At 43.0% G+C, this 18,239-nt stretch carries 19 protein-coding genes; 4 read left to right on the top strand and 15 right to left on the bottom strand.

Annotated elements, in window-relative coordinates; translation table 11 throughout:
• Positions 1-189: 189 nt before the first annotated feature.
• The 4 genes from R7035_RS23180 to R7035_RS23165 form a co-directional block, all read right to left on the bottom strand.
• Positions 190-597, bottom strand: coding sequence for a hypothetical protein (locus tag R7035_RS23180; RefSeq protein WP_262652396.1), 408 nt, complete (start codon positions 595-597; stop codon positions 190-192).
• A 228-nt stretch (positions 598-825) separates the two neighbouring features.
• Entirely contained in the window at positions 826-1,356 is a 531-nt protein-coding gene (locus tag R7035_RS23175; protein ID WP_054702813.1) for a hypothetical protein, read from the bottom strand.
• 135 nt (positions 1,357-1,491) lie between these two features.
• Positions 1,492-2,529, bottom strand: coding sequence for a hypothetical protein (locus tag R7035_RS23170; protein WP_025631051.1), 1,038 nt, complete (start codon positions 2,527-2,529; stop codon positions 1,492-1,494).
• Between the two features lie 179 nt (positions 2,530-2,708).
• Complete coding sequence (locus R7035_RS23165; protein ID WP_103161755.1) at positions 2,709-3,305, bottom strand: PIN domain-containing protein; 597 nt, start codon at positions 3,303-3,305, stop codon at positions 2,709-2,711.
• A gap of 244 nt (positions 3,306-3,549) precedes the next feature.
• Between R7035_RS23165 and R7035_RS23160 the strand changes: the two genes are divergently transcribed.
• Both R7035_RS23160 and R7035_RS23155 read left to right on the top strand, forming a co-directional pair.
• Positions 3,550-3,792, top strand: a complete 243-nt coding sequence (locus tag R7035_RS23160) for a type II toxin-antitoxin system Phd/YefM family antitoxin (protein WP_000557294.1) — start codon at positions 3,550-3,552, stop codon at positions 3,790-3,792.
• Positions 3,793-3,798: 6 nt separating this feature from the next.
• Positions 3,799-4,095: a type II toxin-antitoxin system RelE/ParE family toxin gene (locus R7035_RS23155; RefSeq protein WP_045623917.1), complete on the top strand. Its 297-nt coding sequence runs from the start codon at positions 3,799-3,801 to the stop codon at positions 4,093-4,095.
• Positions 4,096-4,246: 151 nt separating this feature from the next.
• Here the strand turns inward: R7035_RS23155 and R7035_RS23150 are convergent, their stop codons facing one another.
• Complete coding sequence (locus R7035_RS23150; protein ID WP_085570168.1) at positions 4,247-4,831, bottom strand: hypothetical protein; 585 nt, start codon at positions 4,829-4,831, stop codon at positions 4,247-4,249.
• Between the two features lie 234 nt (positions 4,832-5,065).
• Between R7035_RS23150 and R7035_RS23145 the strand changes: the two genes are divergently transcribed.
• A complete protein-coding gene (locus R7035_RS23145) occupies positions 5,066-6,028 on the top strand; it encodes an integron integrase (protein WP_017636093.1) in 963 nt (320 codons plus the stop codon).
• A 43-nt stretch (positions 6,029-6,071) separates the two neighbouring features.
• On the opposite strand, the gene R7035_RS23140 is transcribed toward R7035_RS23145, so the two are convergent.
• The 8 genes from R7035_RS23140 to R7035_RS23105 all read right to left on the bottom strand — a co-directional run bounded on the left by R7035_RS23140 (position 6,072) and on the right by R7035_RS23105 (position 13,961).
• A complete protein-coding gene (locus R7035_RS23140) occupies positions 6,072-6,545 on the bottom strand; it encodes a DUF2947 domain-containing protein (protein WP_017636094.1) in 474 nt (157 codons plus the stop codon).
• Positions 6,546-6,558: 13 nt separating this feature from the next.
• On the bottom strand, positions 6,559-7,146 hold the full coding sequence (locus tag R7035_RS23135; protein ID WP_005376917.1) for an HD domain-containing protein: 588 nt from the start codon (positions 7,144-7,146) through the stop codon (positions 6,559-6,561).
• 1 nt (position 7,147) lies between these two features.
• Positions 7,148-7,732 (bottom strand): ribosomal protein S5-alanine N-acetyltransferase, encoded by a 585-nt coding sequence (gene rimJ, locus R7035_RS23130; RefSeq protein WP_132936778.1) that lies wholly within the window; start codon positions 7,730-7,732, stop codon positions 7,148-7,150.
• Positions 7,733-7,768: 36 nt separating this feature from the next.
• Positions 7,769-9,313 carry a transcriptional regulator TyrR gene (gene tyrR / locus R7035_RS23125; protein ID WP_005376914.1) on the bottom strand — a complete coding sequence of 515 codons (1,545 nt, stop codon included), beginning with the start codon at positions 9,311-9,313 and terminating at the stop codon, positions 7,769-7,771.
• A 100-nt stretch (positions 9,314-9,413) separates the two neighbouring features.
• Positions 9,414-10,454 (bottom strand): YcjF family protein, encoded by a 1,041-nt coding sequence (locus R7035_RS23120; protein ID WP_132936779.1) that lies wholly within the window; start codon positions 10,452-10,454, stop codon positions 9,414-9,416.
• Positions 10,451-11,827, bottom strand: a complete 1,377-nt coding sequence (locus R7035_RS23115) for a YcjX family protein (RefSeq protein ID WP_132936780.1) — start codon at positions 11,825-11,827, stop codon at positions 10,451-10,453. The genes R7035_RS23120 and R7035_RS23115 overlap by 4 nt, the downstream gene beginning before the upstream one ends.
• A gap of 256 nt (positions 11,828-12,083) precedes the next feature.
• A complete protein-coding gene (locus tag R7035_RS23110; RefSeq protein ID WP_005376906.1) occupies positions 12,084-12,269 on the bottom strand; it encodes a hypothetical protein in 186 nt (61 codons plus the stop codon).
• 174 nt (positions 12,270-12,443) lie between these two features.
• Entirely contained in the window at positions 12,444-13,961 is a 1,518-nt protein-coding gene (locus R7035_RS23105) for a fumarate hydratase (protein WP_005376905.1), read from the bottom strand.
• A gap of 270 nt (positions 13,962-14,231) precedes the next feature.
• Between R7035_RS23105 and pabB the strand changes: the two genes are divergently transcribed.
• The gene (pabB, locus tag R7035_RS23100; protein ID WP_054729084.1) at positions 14,232-15,596 is read left to right on the top strand and encodes an aminodeoxychorismate synthase component I; all 1,365 of its coding nucleotides are present in this window, start codon (positions 14,232-14,234) and stop codon (positions 15,594-15,596) included.
• A 365-nt stretch (positions 15,597-15,961) separates the two neighbouring features.
• Here pabB and R7035_RS23095 read toward each other — a convergent pair whose 3' ends face one another.
• Together R7035_RS23095 and R7035_RS23090 are read right to left on the bottom strand one after the other, a co-directional pair.
• Positions 15,962-17,662 (bottom strand): ATP-binding protein, encoded by a 1,701-nt coding sequence (locus tag R7035_RS23095; protein WP_005376903.1) that lies wholly within the window; start codon positions 17,660-17,662, stop codon positions 15,962-15,964.
• A 7-nt stretch (positions 17,663-17,669) separates the two neighbouring features.
• Complete coding sequence (locus tag R7035_RS23090) at positions 17,670-18,209, bottom strand: heme NO-binding domain-containing protein (RefSeq protein ID WP_005388282.1); 540 nt, start codon at positions 18,207-18,209, stop codon at positions 17,670-17,672.
• Positions 18,210-18,239 lie beyond the last annotated feature (30 nt).

Genomic DNA, 18,239 nt, shown 5'->3' with positions numbered 1-18,239 from the left:
ATCCACCCGATAAGCAGGTCATGGTCTTCTTTTTCAAATGCTCTAAGTTCCATTTTTCCCTCTAAGGTTATAACGCCGCATTAAGGTGTGAGCAACGCTACCTCAGCACTAAACCAATGCGCCATAAACACGAAACCCAACGATGGAATGAAAAATGCCAAGCGTTGGGAATCACTCTTAAATGCTTTGTTATACGATAGCGCGCGCCAAATCCTGTGCGACTTTTTTAAACGCAGTTAACTCTTGCTCTGTTCTGCCACTTGCAACTGTTACCCATTGAAGCCCCACTTCATCTCGATGTTCAAACTCAACTTGCAACTGGTACTTCGAACGATAGACTGAAAGGAAGAAAACAACTGGAAACGTAACGAGTAAAGCCACTAAGCCAGCATTGATACTAAATCCCCAAAGAGTCGCAAATGGTTCGAACAACCACAAAATACTTGAAGCTATAACTGAAGTAACAATCGCTTTGATTAGATGCGATGACACCTTATTTTCAACGACTTTAACACTCTTTATCTGGCTAAGCCCATAGCTATCCTTTTTTACCATCAGCCGGCCGCTAACTATTGTAAAGTCAGAAACTTTAAACATAACACATCCTCGTTTGGGTTAAAAAGTTAGAAAAATATTTCCTCAAACGATTGGATTGATTGTTAAACATAGATAAGTAATATGCAATGAGTTTTAACTACATATGTCGTATAACGCCCTGTTAAGGTGTGAGCAACGCAATACCAATGCTCCCGCATACCACCTTAACCACTAAAACTAACGCATAGTAAAAATGCCACGCGTTGCGAATCACTCTTAAACAGTTTGTTATGTGTTGGCTAAATTGACAGAAAGACTATTCTCACTATGATCAATTTTTAGCTTAACATTCTTCCCGCTTGCCACGCTTAAGAAGACATTGAGAACATTAACCAATTGAATGTAATACAGTTCTTTCTTACTGTCATAGTCAGAAACAAAATAGAACCCCACACAGAAGCTCTCATCAGGCACAAATGGCGAAAAGTGAACGCTATGAACAAATTGGTGGCACATTTTCTTTAGGCTAAACAGCTTAGCAAAGCCCTTGCTGTGATTGTAATTACGAATCCATTTTTCTGATTTAGCTTCTTCGCAAGAAGGATAAGCTGTTAATGTCCAATTCAGGCTGGATACGCGTTGATCCAAATGCCCGCTTTCCTGTAACTTCCGAATAGCGTAAAACCCAACAAATATCGATTTTTCAACCTCATATTCTAGCCGTTCACTCCACTCTCCAGAGCGATAAAGTCCCTCTAGAAAATGTGCTGAGGCTTTAAGTTCATCCAGCCAATATTGCTTTAGACGTGCATCAATCATTATTACCTCGTAAACACATAACGCTCAATTAAGGTGTGAAGCACGCAACCACGACACCTGATTTGACCACCGTAAACACAGAACTTAACTCAAGCCAAAAATGCCAAGCGTGCTGAATCACTCTTAAATTGTTTGTTAGGCTTCTGAACAGACAGACTTAGCTTTACCTATTGTCTCTGTCCCCAACAAACCTAAATCAACTTCGGATTCTTGAATTGTTATTATCAGATTGGCAATAGATTTATATGTCTTTTGCAATTGTTCAATACGCATATCATTTGCATCAACATTATTTACCGCCACACCGTCAAATAATTTACCTAACCTTTTAACCCATTTTTGATGCTCAGGCTCTTCACTTTCAAACATGGCTTCAAACTCTTTATAGCCAATCACATCAAAAGTACGATTCTTGGACTCAGATTTGACTAGCATCAATTCACCAATACCTGTTTGCCAATCGCGATATATCCATGCTTCTCTAATAGCCAATCGCTTTGCCACATCGAACTGTGTAACTCTTAATTGTTCGTCAGCAATCCTAGCTATGTCGAGAGAATCACATAAATAATCCGCACATTGTCGAGCAACTTCCAGATTTCGGTCAGCAGATAGATCACTAATTAACTGAACTTCGCTAACTTTTAGTTCATGCTTTACAATACGTGATATTTCAGAACCTAGCGCCATTAATTCAGCTTGCGGAACCTCTATACTCCAAATCTCGCATAAATACCTTGCTCGATTTTCCTCAGTATGAGGTCCATCAGCTAGTGACTTTTCTAGTTTATTTAGCGCTTCTAAGAGTTTCTTACTATCACCATCATTACTTGCTCTAATATATGACTGCTCTTTTTTAATAGCAGTTATCCAACCTAATAGCGCACCCAAACGATATAGAGTACTGATATATTTGTAGTTATCGAAGTCTGTGATAACTTTCCCACGCTCCAAAAACTTTGCCTTTGTTCCGTTAGAAAAGATTTCATTCAAACGCCAAAACATACTTTCAGCAGACTTCCCTAATGGTTCAGCATACTTTTTGTAGATTTCAATCTTTTGCTTTTTCTCTTCCTTTGTTGCTTTCAATTTCGGGAGTAGCAAATCTCTTATGAAAAATAAAGAAATCGCTACTACTGACGAAATCACTACCGCTTGTATTCTAATATCCATATATTCTCTTTAATTTATAATCATCTTGGAGGTGCGTGTGGAAGCTAAGAAGCCTAACGCCCAATTAAGGTGTGAGTAACGCTACCACGCAACTCGATAAAACCACCGTAATCACTAAAGCCCAATTTTACACCAAAATTGCCAAGCGTTAGGAATCACTCTTAAATTGTTTGTTAGGGCTATTTTGGTAAGTTATAGCTCACTTTTGTGCCATTAATTGAAACTAATTTAGCAGCAACTAAGAGTTCAACTAAATGATCTACTTCTTTGTCTTCAAGTTGCTTCATAAACAACTGGCGAATTGAATTAGATAATGTTTTTACTGCTCTAGGCTTCGAGACACCACGAGTTATAAGGTATTCGGTTATTGCACTGATTCTTTCCGAGTCGGACTTGGTGTTAGAGATTTTTAATACTTGGATTTCTGAAACGTCTTTAACACGATTAGCCAATATTTTTCTACTTTTGAGATGTTTGATCAAAGGATCAAAGCCTGAATCTTTGGAAATAATATGGAAAAAACAGTCCTTATCTAACGCTGAAATACTGCCAATATAATAGGCAATATGGAAATCCAAAGCATTTGGTCCATTTCCATCTATTTTAATGTACTGTGCGCTAGAGCCTAGGTTTTGCATAGCAGTTGCGATATCAAAAGGAACCTTTGTTTGATTTGCACCAACAAAGACTATGACTTTAAAAGGGTGTCCCTCTAGCAACGATAAGTTCTTTGGCTGTACATTCTCAAAATCAATAAGAATATAATTCGTCTTCAATTTGTACTCCTAACTTTTGATAGCCCTAACGCCCAATTAAGGGGTGAACAACGCCTCCACCCTAACCTAAAGCATTGTGCCATAAACACTAAATTTGAAGTAGAAGCAAAAATGCCGAGCGTTGTGAATCCCTCTTAAATTGCTTGTTAGTTTACCTTTCGCACAAATCGCGCGATTTAATTAGATTGACCATTTCATGCGACCAACTATAATCTTACTGTAATTCCAGATTTGGAGATTGATCATGCATACATTAACAGCAAATGATGCCAAACGTAATTTTGGTGAGCTACTCCTAAGCGCCCAACGAGAGCCTGTGAAGATTAGCAAGAACAGTAAAGATGCCGTAGTTGTAATGTCTATCAAGGACTATGAAGAACTAGAAGCAATGAAAGCCGATTACCTTAGACATTGCTTCGAGTCCGCAAAACAAGACTTAGCACAAGGTGATGTGGTTGATGGTGAAGACTTTTTAAACGCCTTATAACCCGATATGCAAAAGAACAAATACAAACTGAGTAAATTAGCTCAGGCTCATTTACGGAAAATTAAAAGCTATACAGTGAACAATTTCTCCGAGATGCAGTGGCGAAGCTATAAAGATACGTTACTAACTGGTTTTCAAATGCTTGCTGATAATCCAGCTGTTGGTCGCAGTTGTGATGAAATCTACCCAAGCGGATTCTATTTTCCCGTAGGCAAGCATACCGCTTACTTTACAAAGGAAGATGGTTTCATTTTAGTTGTAGCTATACTCGGTCAATCACAGCTTCCTCAGAACCATTTATAATCAAGGTTTCACCCTAGATTTGAACTTAGGGTGATGATATTGATTGGTAAACTAACGCCGCATTAAGGTGTGAGCGACGCTTGGCTATACTTGAGCGAAGCGAAAACGCCAAGCGTTGCGAATCACTCTTAAATGCTTTGTTAGCTGTATACTAAATTATTTCTGAGAGATGCCCATTTACTGGCTCAGAAGGCATGCCTTGTGTGTGTTTAGCAAATGATTCAGGACAAGGGAGTTGGTTGACTACTCTTTTCTCCACATGACTATAATAAAACTGGTTGTCCCATGTTTTAGATATAAATCTATTTTTATAGGAATTTAACCTATTATCACTCCCACCCCAACCGAACCAAATTATAGGGGTATACTCTTTTTCACTTTCACAAGTCGGTATATTACTGAAATTCGCAATTTTGTTACATGCGGAGCTCAAGTCAGCGTCGCATAAGTAAAAAAGGTTCCAGACACGAACATAAGCGTTTATAGGAATGTCCTTCTGAGCAATTTTATAAGCATCCAAAAAGCGATTGCGAACGGCTGGAAGCATTTTGTCGCCATTGAGATCGAGAGGTTGCAGTTCTCCAAAAATGTGAGGTTGAGCCGAACCAGGATTTTTACCAACTATGGCTCCGACACAAACACTCGGTTCTTGCGGGTCAAACTCCGTAAGGTAAATACGAGTATCAAACCTAAAAAGTTGACCATTTATTTTTTCAAATCTTGCAAAATAACTCAATTTTACCTCCTTGCAGCTAACGCTTTCTATACGGCGACTTGCCGTCTTTCTGGCAGGCTACCGCCTTCTTTCTTATCAAAAGCGCTATCAATCGTAGCACTTATCTGTATGAAACAAATAGAAAAACAGTATGAATATGTGTGGTGGCGCGCGCAATTAGGCGGCGCACAGCACGCTAATTTCAAAAGTGGTGATACATTAACGGAACTGTGTAAATAAACAGGTTAATTTATCATGAAAAGTCAGTTTTTACTTAGTGTAAAAGAGCACATGCTTACTCGTCATTATGCGAATAAAACTATCGAAAGTTATCTATTTTGGATAAAACGTTTTATCACTTTTCACCAGCTCGCCCACCCATCAACACTAGCAGAAGATGATGTCATTCAATTTCTGAGTTACTTAGCGGTAGAAGAAAAAGTTGCGGTAAAAACGCAAGCTTTGGCGCTGAACTCAATATCATTTTTATATCGTGATTATTTTAAAACCCCACTATCACTTGATATGAGATTTCAGAAATCCTTGACCGAAAAGAAACTTCCCGTTGTGTTAACCAGGGAGGAGATCCGAAGATTCGTTCAGCATATCGACCCGAGGTATAGACTCCATATTCAGCTACTTTACGGCTCCGGGCTTCGAGTTATGGAATGTTTACGCTTAAGAGTTCAAGACATCGATTATGATTATGGTGCAGTTCGCGTTTGGCAAGGAAAAGGAGGTAAAAATCGTACAGTCACATTAGCCAAAGAACTACATGAACCACTCAAAGCTCAAGTTAATTTAGCAAGAAACTACTACTTTAAAGATAGGCACATGCCTGGTTATGCGGGCGTATACATCTCTGAAGGTTTACGACGTAAATACCCAAAAGCGGAGCTAGATTTTAACTGGCACTTTTTGTTTCCATCAACAAAGTTAAGCGCAGATCGAGACACTGGTGAATTGAGAAGGCATCATATCAATGAAAGCGCAATACAAAGAGCAGTAAAGCGCGCGGCAAGCGACGCAAGCATTGAGAAAACTGTAACTTGCCACACACTAAGACACAGTTTTGCCACGCACTTATTGGAATCTGGCGCAGACATTAGAACTGTTCAGGAACAATTAGGGCATACTGATGTAAAAACCACGCAAATCTATACTCACGTTATCGAGCGCGGGGCTGGTGGTGTGTTGAGTCCATTATCCAGCCTTTAGAAAAACAAAGCCACCTCGAAAGGTGGCTTTGTTTTATAACTCTTTATTGACGAACACCGAGTTTCACATTGCCTTTTGAATCAAACCAAAGTGCTTGCGAACGGCGACGTCCTATTAGTATCGGACCATCGTCATAAAAGAGAAAGTTCTTCCAGTGCTTTTTAAAAATAGACCATTTCGTTTCGATGACATTGTACTTCTCGTAGCAAAAGTAAACGGTTACATCGTCTTGCCAATCGATATGTGCCTCAGCTTCCGCTGGCATGTCAGGATCATCCGACTCCCACGCAGCCATCCAATCCACAGTTTCAGACCAATTCGCCTCGTTCATTGGCCAGTCTTGGGAACTTAGTCTATCCATATCAGGGCTTTGAGCACTGATATTTTCTTTCCAAAATTGTGCTGAGCGGGCTTGGCTCATCGGCTTAATAAAAGCCAAATCTTCTTCTGGCACAGGCATCGACTGATGCGTAAAAATCCATTTTCTTTGGTATTCGTCCAAAGGCAAATAAGACATTCAGTCTCCTTTATTACGATTTCAGCCAACCTTTCTCTGTGGCTTCTTCAATCAACTCTTTCGCTTTGTCCCATAAGGTAACAGAGCCAAATTCAATTCGTTTATTAATGGTAAGTGCTTGTTCGCGTGAGACACCATGTTCCTTCCAACTCTGACCATTATTATGGTAGTTCAAGAGCATTGGAATTAACCGATCGAGTGCTTTTGCATACTTAGCATCATCGGTCTGCGCGGCTTCAAATTCATGCCAAAGCGCCAATAGCTCTTGCTCCTGATCGCTGGGTAACATACCAAACAAGCGCTCTGCAGCTCTAATTTCTTTTTCTGCTTGCTCTTGAGACGCAGCAGTATCATAAACAAAGGTATCGCCCGCGTCGATCTCTACTACGTCATGTATCAATAACATTTTCATCACTCGGCAAATATCAACAGGTGCATTCGCATGCTCTTCCATCAATATTGCCATCAGTGCGACATGCCAACTATGCTCACCACTATTTTCGAGGCGCCCTTCAGCACTTTTAACTCGAGTTCGGCGCAAAATGCTTTTGAGTTTATCGAGCTCGATTACAAGTGCTAACTGCTTTTCCAATCGTTCCATACTATCGCCCTTCTGGCTGCCAATTCGGATTAGTAAGCGACGTTAGAACGTGGTCTTGCCACTCACCATTAATCAAAAGGTAATCTTTTGCATACCCTTCTCGGTTGAACCCTACATGCTCTAGCACAGCTTCACTGCGTTTATTGTGAGGCATGTAGCCAGCTTGAATACGATGCAGTTTCTGAACGTTAAACATGTAGTCGCAAGCCATGGTTAATCCACGACGCATATAACCATGCCCTTGCGCTTTTTCAGCGAGAGAATATCCGACGTTACAAGAATAAAAAGGAAAACGACTCAAACTACTAAAGGATATCGTACCTAGCATTTCACCCGAAGAGGCTCTGACTAAAAGGCAATAATACCCCAATCCCATTCGATGCAGCTCATTGAGCTTGATAAGCTTTTGCAACCAACCGTTCACTGAGAAAAAAGCCTCTTCACGTTTCGGTTCAAACGGTTTCAGGTATTCTCGGTTGGCTTGAAAATATTCGGCAATCATATCTGCGTCACCGATTTCAGCGGTACGAAGAAGCAAGTCACCGTCCAACTTATGAACGGCGATAGATGAGCTGTTATCTTCCATTACAAATGATTAATTCCGTCTTTTCGTTCAATTCGATTAATTCTTACGGATACCGTAATCACGCAGTTTATTAGCGATTGAGGTATGCGATACATTTAAGCGCTTAGCAAGCTTGCGGCTTGATGGGAATGACTGATACAAACGTTCCAGAACTTGAGATTCATAATCACGCATGATCTCATCCAATGAACCGTCGATGTTAAGCGTTGCACTACCAGCGCCGACTGACTGAGGCTGAGGTAAATTGAAGTGATCCGCGTTTAGTATACCACCATCCATTTCCGTGAGCGCTCGAAGAACCATGTTATCCAGCTGGCGCATGTTTCCTGGCCACTGATAATTTGCAAGGGCATCAACTAGACCATCATCAAACTCTGGCTTATCAATCCCAAGCTGTTGAGCATGTTTCGCCACAAACAACTCAAGCAATGGTGCAACGTCGTTTGAGCGCTTACGTAACGGAGGAATGCTGAGCGTAAGTACGTTGAGACGATAATACAAATCTTCACGGAACATTCCTGCTTCAGAAAGCTCGGCAAGGTTATGTTTTGTTGAAGCGATGATACGAACATCGACATGCATCTCATCTTCTGCACCGACACGACGGAAATTACCATCCTGTAGAAAACGTAACAGCTTGATTTGAAGGTGCGAACTCATTTCACCGATTTCATCAAGAAATACCGTCCCGCCATTTGCTTGCTCAAAGATGCCTTTGTGGCCTTGTTCATGATTAAATGAACCCGGCGCATGACCAAACAGCTCGGTTTCTGCTACATCGTCAGGCATCGAAGCACAACTCAAAACTAGGAATGGCTTGCTCGCGCGGCTAGAACGGCTGTGGCAAGCTTTAGCAAGCATTTCTTTACCAGTCCCCGTTTCGCCCTCAATCAACAATGGTTGGTCAAGCACAGACAGCTTCTTAGCTTGGTTCATTAGTGCTTTATGACGGTTCGATATACCAACAAAGTGCTCAAAACCCAGAGGATTATGCAGCGGTAGCGCTTCTTCAATTCTGGCAACTTGCTGACTAGAGCGAATCGTCATTAGAGTACTCGCTAGAGTCGAGTTTTGCGCTTCGTCTCGGATATAAACGGGCATCAACTCTAGAACATAGTCCAAGCCATCAATCACAAGGTTTTCCCGCGTTCGACCATTAACACCTTCAGACCAACGAGAGAAACGAACACTTGGTAACAAAGCACCGATTTGAGTACCAATCACTTCTTGCTTGTGAAGGCCAAGCAATGAAAGTGCAGACATGTTTGCCATGTCTACGGCACCTTTAAGATCAATGGCAAAAACCGGATCGGGCAAGTTATCAACTAACGAGAGCAGCTCCGTATTGTGGCGCTCCATCGGCATAAACTGGATTTTACGTACGTCTTTCACCCCCGGAATACGGCGGATTTCAGCCATCAGCTCACTAAACGTATCAAAATCAATATCTGGGCAATTCAAATAGATAATACCGCTAATATCGATTTCGATACCACGCAAGTCGATGCTTTTAGACGCTAAAATATCGAGCAGTTCTCGGGTCAAGCCGAGTCGATCTTCACATAAGACTTCAAGACGCACTTAAAATATCCCAATTCACAACTGTCAGGAAAAGTTGACAGTAGTTTCTATCATGCTTGGAATGGCGTCAAGCAATCCTATCCATCAAAGTTGATATTCGTTACGGTTTCATCGTAATTGATGCAACTTTCGCCGCCACTGCCTTGCGTATGGTGCCCAACTTAACCTGACGGTCAGGATACCAGGGTAGTGGACGCAATAAGGTCATCGCTTTCAAGCCCAAACGTGCCGTTAGAATACCAACACCTAGTCCCTGCCCCGCACGAGCAGAAACTTTGCCAGCAAGATCCATCGACATCAAATCCATACTGGCATCAATAGCGAGCTCACTGGCACCAGCCGCCGCCATATTGACAAATACCGCTCTTAGTAACTTGATGCGAGATGCATAACCTAGCTCTACCCCATATACCTTGGAGAGGTTGTCGATCATTTTGAAATTTCGCCAAGCCACCAGCAACATATCAGCGGCAGCCAGAGGGCTCACGGCGACTAGGGCCGCACACTCGGTTGCGTGCTGTGATACGATTTTCGTTGCCAACTTGTCTTGTTGGCTCACAACCATCGAGTCATACATATCAAGAATTTCAGCGTCACTATGAGCAGGGTTAATACTGTTCTGCCAACGATCAAAGCCCGGATTCTCTGCCATCACACCACTTTGTTCTGCTACGGTTTCGCAAAAGGCTTTCCCTTTCCCAACGCTCTCACTATTAACAAGTGCTTCTGCTTCTTCTTGAACACTAAAATGATTTCGTAGTTTTCGCAGTTTCCAAAGCTCTTTACCCATAGCTCCTAAACCAAGCGAAGCGATCGCAGCAATAAACCCCGTCCAGCTTAAGGCCAGCCAATCAGAAGCCTGAATTGCGGTTATAACCGAGTCCACCGCTTGCCAACCAACCAAACCAGCAAAAGTTGCAAATACGCCAGTCGCGAGCCATTTTCTGCCCGATTTTGGACGAATGACATGCTCGAGTTGCAATTCCTGTTCGGTCTCCTGGTGCGCTTCTTTAACTTCAACAGGTACAAATGTTTCTTTTTCGCCGAATGTTTGCTGCGCCGTCAACTCCGGTTGATTCGATTGCTGCTCTTTTTCCATTACCTTTTCAGAGAAAACTTGTTTTTGCTTCAACTCACTCATTTCAATTTATCTCCAATCAGGTAATCCAGTGCTTTGTCTAAGCGTATGTGCTTCACTGGCTCATCATTCGGTGAGGGCATCGGACGAAACGACGTAAAATCAAACCCGTTGTTTTGCCAATAAGCTGCATTTGGTAGCTTTTTCGGCACCTCTCCGGGAAACATAGTCATCGGCTCACCACCCAATGTTGTTCCTTGTAACGCCGGGATGGTCTTATCTCCAGAGGAAATAAACCCCGTCGTGGTTGCTTGGATAGAAGCGATACTCATGCAGCTCATCTCAATATTCTCGTAGGCTGCCGTTTGCCATGCTGGATGCACCATTTGTTGGAGCAGAGACACCAAATTTGGGTGCTGATCGGGCGTGATATGATCCGCTTTTGTAGCAGCAAACAACACTTTGTCGATTTTTGGTGAGAACAAACGACGCAAAAAGCTACTACGACCATAGCGGAAGCTATGCATGATCTGTTCTAGCGCTTGGCGCATGTCGTAAAACGCTTCATCACCGGCATTGAGAGGCTGCAAACAATCCACCAGTACAATCTGGCGATCGAAGGTCGCAAAATGATGCTTATAAAACGCTTTCACTACTTTCTGTTGGTATTCCTGAAAACGGGCTTCTAGCATCGCTAAGTTACTGCCCTTGGGCGCTTTGCTTTCCGAATCAGCACGACACGGAAAAAACTGCAGCACCGGCGCGCCTGCTAGCTCACCAGGTAATACAAAGCGGCCAGGCTGAACCCAATGAAGGCCAGAGTCTTTACAAGAATGAAGGAACTCTGTGTATGTGTGTGCAACTTTCTCAAGTAGTTTCTCATTCACTTCTGCAAAGAGACCCACTTTCTCCAGTTCAGAAAGCCAAGCTTTGGCTAAATCGCCACGCTGGCCTTTAAGTGCATCAAACTGAGTTTGCGACCACGTTGCAAAGTCCATGTCCAATAAAGGCAGGTCGAGCAACCACTCTCCTGGATAGTCGATAATATCAACATTTAAAATTGTGGTTTTACTCAACAGCTTTTTCGTAGTTTTATTTGGTTTGTACTTGAGCGCTAAGCGAATCTCACTCACATCACGTGTCGGTACTGGCCACTGAGGTGGAGTGGCATGAATTTGGCTCATCGCCTCATCGTAAGCAAAGCGTGGCACCATCATATTCGATTGAGGCTCACGCTTCGCCCCAATAAGGCGCTTATCTCTAGCCGCAGTCAAAAGAGGCAAATTGTCATGGGTTGCAGTATGAAGAAGCTGATTCACTAATGACGTGATGAATGCCGTCTTACCGGCACGAGAAAGTCCGGTGACAGCAATTCGAACATTAGAGTCCATACCTCTGTTGATAAAGTCATTAACTTCTTTCTTTATTCTCTTCATTACGCTTCTTTATCTTACTCCACTTTAAAACAACGTTGTCAGCGACTTCGAATTTCGATCTATGAATACTGTTCTATCCCGAATTCTATGAGTTTAACTTTATATACCTTAATAAAAGATGAACAAAACATCCGGTTTGATGCTGTATTAAAAAAAGAAAAGCCCCTGAGTTGTTCAGAGGCTTACTTAATCTACAGCATTAGTAACTCTATATGCGCTGATTACTATGTTAAACAGGAACCCGCTTTCTTTAAGCCTAGTCGTCTTCGATCAACTTATAGATAACAAATAGAGCGATTTCTAAAATCAACCACAACACACATGTGATGGTCACGTACTTTTCATCAAAGATGCTGATACCGTGAAGAATCAAGTCATAGCCAACAAAGCCACCTATCACTACAGCAAGAATAATTTGTAGAATCTGAATAAAACGAGGCATGCCGTCTCCTAATTATTGTTCGCATAACGTTTGATTGCTATGCCTAAAGGTTTATATCCTTAATTATATAGACAAAAAGTGCAGGTTTCGCTGCACTTTTGTCAATTGTTTGCTAGGTAAATCAGCACCTTGTCACATTCTCTCTACTGAGACGCAGCAAGATTGCCTTTTGCCTTATGCCTCCATCTCTTGAATTTTCACTTTCCAAGTGTCTGGACCAATTTGGTGCGCGTTAACACCATTTGAGTCGACAGCCACTGTTACTGGCATATCTTCAACTTCAAATTCGTAAATCGCTTCCATACCTAAATCTTCAAATGCGACAACGCGAGCTTTCTTGATCGCTTTCGCCACCAAGTACGCAGCGCCACCGACAGCCATTAGGTAAACCGCTTTGTGATTCTTGATAGATTCAACCGTTGCAGGGCCACGCTCAGCTTTACCGATCATGCCCATGATGCCGGTCTTTTCTAGCATCATGTCGGTGAATTTATCCATACGCGTAGATGTTGTTGGGCCAGCAGGACCAACGACTTCATCACCAACTGCATCAACAGGGCCTACGTAGTAAATGAACTTACCGTTGAGATCTACGCCTTCAGGTAGACCTTCACCGTTATCTAGCATGCCTTGAATACGTTTATGCGCAGCATCACGACCAGTCAGAATTTTACCTGATAGAAGAACCGTTTCGCCTGTCTTCCACTCTTGTACTTCTTCTTTAGTAATTGTGTCTAAGTTTACGCGACGCGTATTTTCGCCCGCTTCCCAAGTGATATCTGGCCAATCTTCTAGTTTAGGTGGTGTTAGCTCTGCTGGGCCGCTACCATCAAGCGTGAAGTGTACGTGACGAGTCGCCGCACAGTTCGGGATCAAACAAACAGGCTTAGAAGCCGCGTGCGTTGGCGCAGTTTTGATTTTAACGTCGACAACAGTCGTCAAACCGCCAAGACCTTGCGCACCGATACCAAGTTTGTTCACGCGATTGAAGATATCCAAACGAAGCTCTTCTTCTGCGTTTTGTGGGCCACGGTCAATAAGCTCTTGAATATCGATGTGTTCCATTAGAGATTCTTTTGCCAATACCGCTGCTTTTTCAGCCGTACCGCCGATACCAATGCCAAGCATGCCAGGAGGACACCAGCCCGCCCCCATTGTTGGTAGCGTTTTTTCTACCCACTCAGCAATATCGTCAGATGGGTTTAGCATCACCATCTTAGTTTTGTTTTCGCTACCGCCGCCCTTCGCAGCGATCTGAATTTCAACTTTATCGCCCGGAACCATGTTGATATGTACGACGGCAGGCGTGTTGTCTTTGGTATTAATACGTTTACCAGCAGGGTCCATAAGTACTGACGCACGCAACGGGTTATCAGGGTTCGTGTACGCTTGTCGAACACCTTCATCTACCATCTGCTGAACCGTCATGTCGGTCGAATCCCATTGCACGCCCATACCGATGTTGACGAAACACGTCACAATACCAGTATCCTGACAAATTGGACGGTGACCTTCTGCGGACATTCGGGAGTTAATTAAGATCTGAGCAATCGCGTCTTTAGCGGCTTGGCTCTCTTCGCGGTGATAGGCTTTTTCAAGAGCTTGAACAAAGTCTAGCGGGTGGTAGTAAGAAATATACTGTAGCGCATCAGCGACACTGCTGATCACATCCTGCTTGCGTATTACCGTCATTACATGCCTCGTTATAGTTATGCTTCCATTATTGGCTTGGCTTCAATCGTGTTTGTTGAGCTTATTGCTCTTTTGAGCTTCGTTTTTTATAAACAATTGTCGAACGGCTGATATCGACACACGAAATGCTGAAGTTGCCTACTTGTAAACCATCTCAAAACCCTATGAATAGAGGGAGTTTGGCTATACAGAGGAATATGATACTCTTGCTGCCCATGACATGCCATGCAGTGAACGATCTCTTTGTCACAAATTACACAAATGAACAACATGGACAATCAATTCATTGATTTTAAAGCGCTGGAATACGCACCAGAGTTTACTCTTCACCTTTTTTCTCGCATTCAACACCTACCTTGGGCGATGTTGCTGCGTTCTGCATCAAAAACGCATATCGATAGCCGCTTCGATGTATTGGTTGCCAACCCAATTGCAACGTTAGAAACCACTGCCGACAACACACAAGTTGAAACGCCATCGAATGCCTATTCAACTCAAGATGACCCATTTGCGCTGCTTCATCAGATGCAAGAACAGTGGCTTCCTCACGTAGAGTTAAATAAAGAATTGGATTTGCCTTTTGTCGGCGGTGCGCTAGGATACTTCAGTTACGATTTAGGTCGCCGCGTAGAAACGATGCCAGAAGTGGCAGAAAAAGATCTCAACACGCCGGATATGGCGGTAGGTCTGTATGAATGGGCCGTCGTTGTTGACCACAAGCTTAAAAAAGCATGCTTAGTCGGTCAGAACATCGAGCAAGCTTGGCAATGGTTAAACGAGCAAAAAGCAGAACAAACCGTTGACTTCGCTTTGTCTGGTGCTTGGCAGTCAAACATGACAAAAGAGAGCTACGCCACTCGCTTTGACAAGGTGCAAGAATACTTGTTGAGCGGTGACTGTTATCAGATCAATTTGGCGCAACGCTTTAACGCACCGTATCAAGGCAGTGAGTGGCAAGCGTATCTAAAATTAGAGTCCGCCAACCAAGCGCCATTTTCCGCTTTTATCCGTATGCCTGAGTCTTCGATTTTGAGTATCTCTCCAGAGCGCTTTTTAGAGCTCAAAGATCGCGTCATTGAAACAAAACCAATCAAAGGTACTCGCCCACGCAGCGAAGATCCAAAGAAAGATAACGCTAATGCCCATGACTTGCAGACAGCGGAAAAAGATCAGGCAGAAAACCTGATGATTGTCGATTTGCTGCGTAATGATATTGGTCGGGTTGCATCACCGGGTAGCGTTCACGTGCCAAAGTTGTTCGATATTGAAAGCTTCCCTGCCGTGCATCATTTGGTGAGCACTATTCGTGCAAATTTGGATGAACAATACGCTCCTGCGGATTTGCTGCGAGCGTGTTTTCCAGGCGGTTCAATTACGGGCGCACCTAAAGTTCGCGCAATGCAGATCATTGAAGAACTGGAGCCGCATCGACGCAGCGCGTATTGCGGCAGTATTGGCTACATTTCACGCCATGGTCGTATGGACACCAGCATTACTATCCGAACTCTTGTTGCGGAAAAAAACAAACTTTACGCTTGGGCTGGCGGCGGCGTCGTGGCAGATAGCGATTGCGCCTCTGAGTATCAAGAAACGTTGGATAAGCTTTCAAAGATTTTGCCAGCGCTGCAATCGTAGGTTTCAACAGCACACAACGCCGCTTTAATGCTATTGACGAAAACAATCTAAAACGCCTCCAGAACGGATAATGCCGCTCATTTAACAGCGAGTGGCATATTTCTGTATCTCATCACCCTGCACAGCGACGAAGGAGCGTGATACAGGTTCTTCTATTCAAGCACTTTGTGGTCAAATTTGTTTCATTACCCGCTCATCGTGCTGCTACTAGATTCTCAGTCTCGCCAAGGCTCGCTAGAATGACCCAAAAAACATCGTTAAATGATCGGCATTATCCAGTGTGGTGCGTTTTTTTGTGTGTTTTATTTGCATGTACTTTAGCTTTTAGCCGTTGGCCAACAAACATACTTTTTAAGAGGCAGCGTCTACTGCTCAAGCCACTTACACATAATCTGTTCGATATCGGTTGCGGTGTACGGCTTAGTGAGGATGTCGTCCATGCCTGAATCAATGCACTTTTGACGCTCTTCGATGGTAGTGCCAGCGGTTAATGCAATAATAGGATGAGTAAAGCCACGCTCTCTCAGATACATCGTCGCCTCATAACCATCCATTTCTGGCATTCGGCAGTCCATGAATATCAGTTCGTAGTCTTTACTTTTCACCGCTTCTAATGCTTCTTTGCCGTTGGCTTTTAAATCAGGTGTAATGTCGAGTTTTTTCAGCATTTGAGTAACAATGACTTGATTCATTCTGATGTCATCAACCACTAATATTGAGCGTCCTGCTAAATCGCTTCGCTCTATGGTGACCAACTCCCCCTCTGCTGTGCCTTGTGCTTGCCCTTCCTCAAGAGGAATAGCAACTTTAAAAGTTGTGCCTTTGCGCTCTTCACTCTCAAAGCTAATTTGACCTTGCATCAAATCCACAAGGTTTTTACAAATCGCGAGACCTAAACCTGAGCCTTCAAAGCTGCGTTTCGCCGAGCGATCAACTTGGACAAATGGATCAAAGAGTGACGGCTGTGCTTTTATTGGGATGCCAATACCAGTGTCTTCAACCTCAAAATAAGCCGTGCCGTTAAGCCATTCCACCCGTAACACGACACCACCCAAGTGAGTAAACTTAATCGCGTTTCCCACCAAGTTAACCAAAATTTGTGTAATGCGCTCTAAGTCACCGACTAAAAACTCTGGAATCCCCAGCTTTTTGTCGATAGAGAAATGGATACGTTTTTCCGCAGCCTTAGCTGCAAATACACCCATGATGGCTTTTTCAAGTTCCTCCCAGGCAAAGACTTTATGTATGATTTCCATCATACCGGCATTCATCTTACTGAAATCAAGAAGATCATTAATGATAACTCTCAATAAGTCCCCTGATTGAGTCAGATTGCTCAAGTATTGACGCTGCTCTTCTTCTAATTGGGTTCGACTCAATAACTCCGCACTACCCAATACGCCATTGAGAGGAGTTCGCAGCTCATGGTTAATCATGGCGACAAACTCCTTCGTCGCTTTTTCTGATTCCTCAGCCCGCTTTCTCAGCTCGACCTCTCGCTCTAAACTTAAGTGTCGACCAATAACACCATGAACTAAGTCAGACACGAGCTCCATCTGTTTGGAAATAAAAGACTGATCGATTTGATCTTGCAACACAGAGAAAATCAACTCCCCAACCGTTTCCCCATCAATGATAACTGGCAAATGCAAATTCTCTCCCTGCCAATTAGGAGTGGTGAAAATCTCGTTGTTATGACGAAGCTGTAAGTGACCAAAGTGATGACGACGCAATGAGCTCAGCTTTGTAGCGTCAAGAAACAAGTAAGCCGCAGAAATGATCGAGTTAGAAGTGAGCTGCTCAATAAAGCTCGCTATCATTGCTTCATCGAACGTGCTCGATAAAAAAGTACGACCGAACTTAATCAACGTGGCATCAATTTGCTCTTCAAACTCAAACTTACGAAGATCCTTTTTAGATTTCAGCTCTAGCTTTTTCAATGCAACACTGAGTTGCTGGTTGGATTCATATAACTCTAAGCTTTTCTGTTCCAACAGCTGCTCAGCTGCTTTTCTTGATGCAACTTCTCGTTTGAGTTTCCTTTCTAATGAGGAACTTCCCGTCATATCGTTCTTATTGAGCCTCTAACCAAAAACGTACTTTGCTGCCATCTTCTGACTGGTTTTGATGTTTGATATGAACTACCTCACCAAAATGTGCAGCACAACCTTTTATCAATCCTAAGCATACGTGAGACATACATCTTGCGCTGTGGTAGTCAAATACCAATTGGGATTGGTTTTCACTAATGAAATCAAATTGCGGAGGGTTAGCATCAGGATAGAGCTTCTTAACTTCGACATGAATAAAGTCTTCAACATGGCGAACAAATTGAAACGTCGTTTCACACTGTTGCAAACTGGCGTGACTAGGAATAGAGCGAAGTAAATTCAAAAAGACGCACTCTCCAAACACCTCTTGCAGTTGCTCGGGGGGAACACCAGATACTTTACTGAGATTCACGATCAACTTAACCAAGTCTTTGTGATCGTAACTACCAACAGCGGTGTAAACACCTTCATCGTTAGAAAGGTCGAGAACTTGGTCTAACACATCAAGACCGAATTTCTCTTCCACTAACTCCATGAACTCGGTGAAAATAATCCCTTTCATTGGCCAATACTTGCCCTATAGTGACGTCCT

The organism is Vibrio sp. 1731, from assembly GCF_033339955.1.
Classification (GTDB): Bacteria; Pseudomonadota; Gammaproteobacteria; order Enterobacterales; family Vibrionaceae; genus Vibrio; species Vibrio alginolyticus.
This window is presented reverse-complemented; position numbering and strand designations above follow the sequence as displayed.

Coding starts and splice junctions, on each gene's coding strand:
- R7035_RS23180 (WP_262652396.1), bottom strand. CDS start 597: ATGTTTAAAGTTTCTGACTTTACAATAGTTAGCGGCCGGCTGATGGTA.
- R7035_RS23175 (WP_054702813.1), bottom strand. CDS start 1,356: ATGATTGATGCACGTCTAAAGCAATATTGGCTGGATGAACTTAAAGCC.
- R7035_RS23170 (WP_025631051.1), bottom strand. CDS start 2,529: ATGGATATTAGAATACAAGCGGTAGTGATTTCGTCAGTAGTAGCGATT.
- R7035_RS23160 (WP_000557294.1), top strand. CDS start 3,550: ATGCATACATTAACAGCAAATGATGCCAAACGTAATTTTGGTGAGCTA.
- R7035_RS23155 (WP_045623917.1), top strand. CDS start 3,799: ATGCAAAAGAACAAATACAAACTGAGTAAATTAGCTCAGGCTCATTTA.
- R7035_RS23145 (WP_017636093.1), top strand. CDS start 5,066: ATGAAAAGTCAGTTTTTACTTAGTGTAAAAGAGCACATGCTTACTCGT.
- R7035_RS23140 (WP_017636094.1), bottom strand. CDS start 6,545: ATGTCTTATTTGCCTTTGGACGAATACCAAAGAAAATGGATTTTTACG.
- R7035_RS23135 (WP_005376917.1), bottom strand. CDS start 7,146: ATGGAACGATTGGAAAAGCAGTTAGCACTTGTAATCGAGCTCGATAAA.
- rimJ (WP_132936778.1), bottom strand. CDS start 7,732: ATGGAAGATAACAGCTCATCTATCGCCGTTCATAAGTTGGACGGTGAC.
- R7035_RS23120 (WP_132936779.1), bottom strand. CDS start 10,454: ATGAGTGAGTTGAAGCAAAAACAAGTTTTCTCTGAAAAGGTAATGGAA.
- R7035_RS23115 (WP_132936780.1), bottom strand. CDS start 11,827: ATGAAGAGAATAAAGAAAGAAGTTAATGACTTTATCAACAGAGGTATG.
- R7035_RS23110 (WP_005376906.1), bottom strand. CDS start 12,269: ATGCCTCGTTTTATTCAGATTCTACAAATTATTCTTGCTGTAGTGATA.
- R7035_RS23105 (WP_005376905.1), bottom strand. CDS start 13,961: ATGACGGTAATACGCAAGCAGGATGTGATCAGCAGTGTCGCTGATGCG.
- pabB (WP_054729084.1), top strand. CDS start 14,232: ATGGACAATCAATTCATTGATTTTAAAGCGCTGGAATACGCACCAGAG.
- R7035_RS23095 (WP_005376903.1), bottom strand. CDS start 17,662: ATGACGGGAAGTTCCTCATTAGAAAGGAAACTCAAACGAGAAGTTGCA.
- R7035_RS23090 (WP_005388282.1), bottom strand. CDS start 18,209: ATGAAAGGGATTATTTTCACCGAGTTCATGGAGTTAGTGGAAGAGAAA.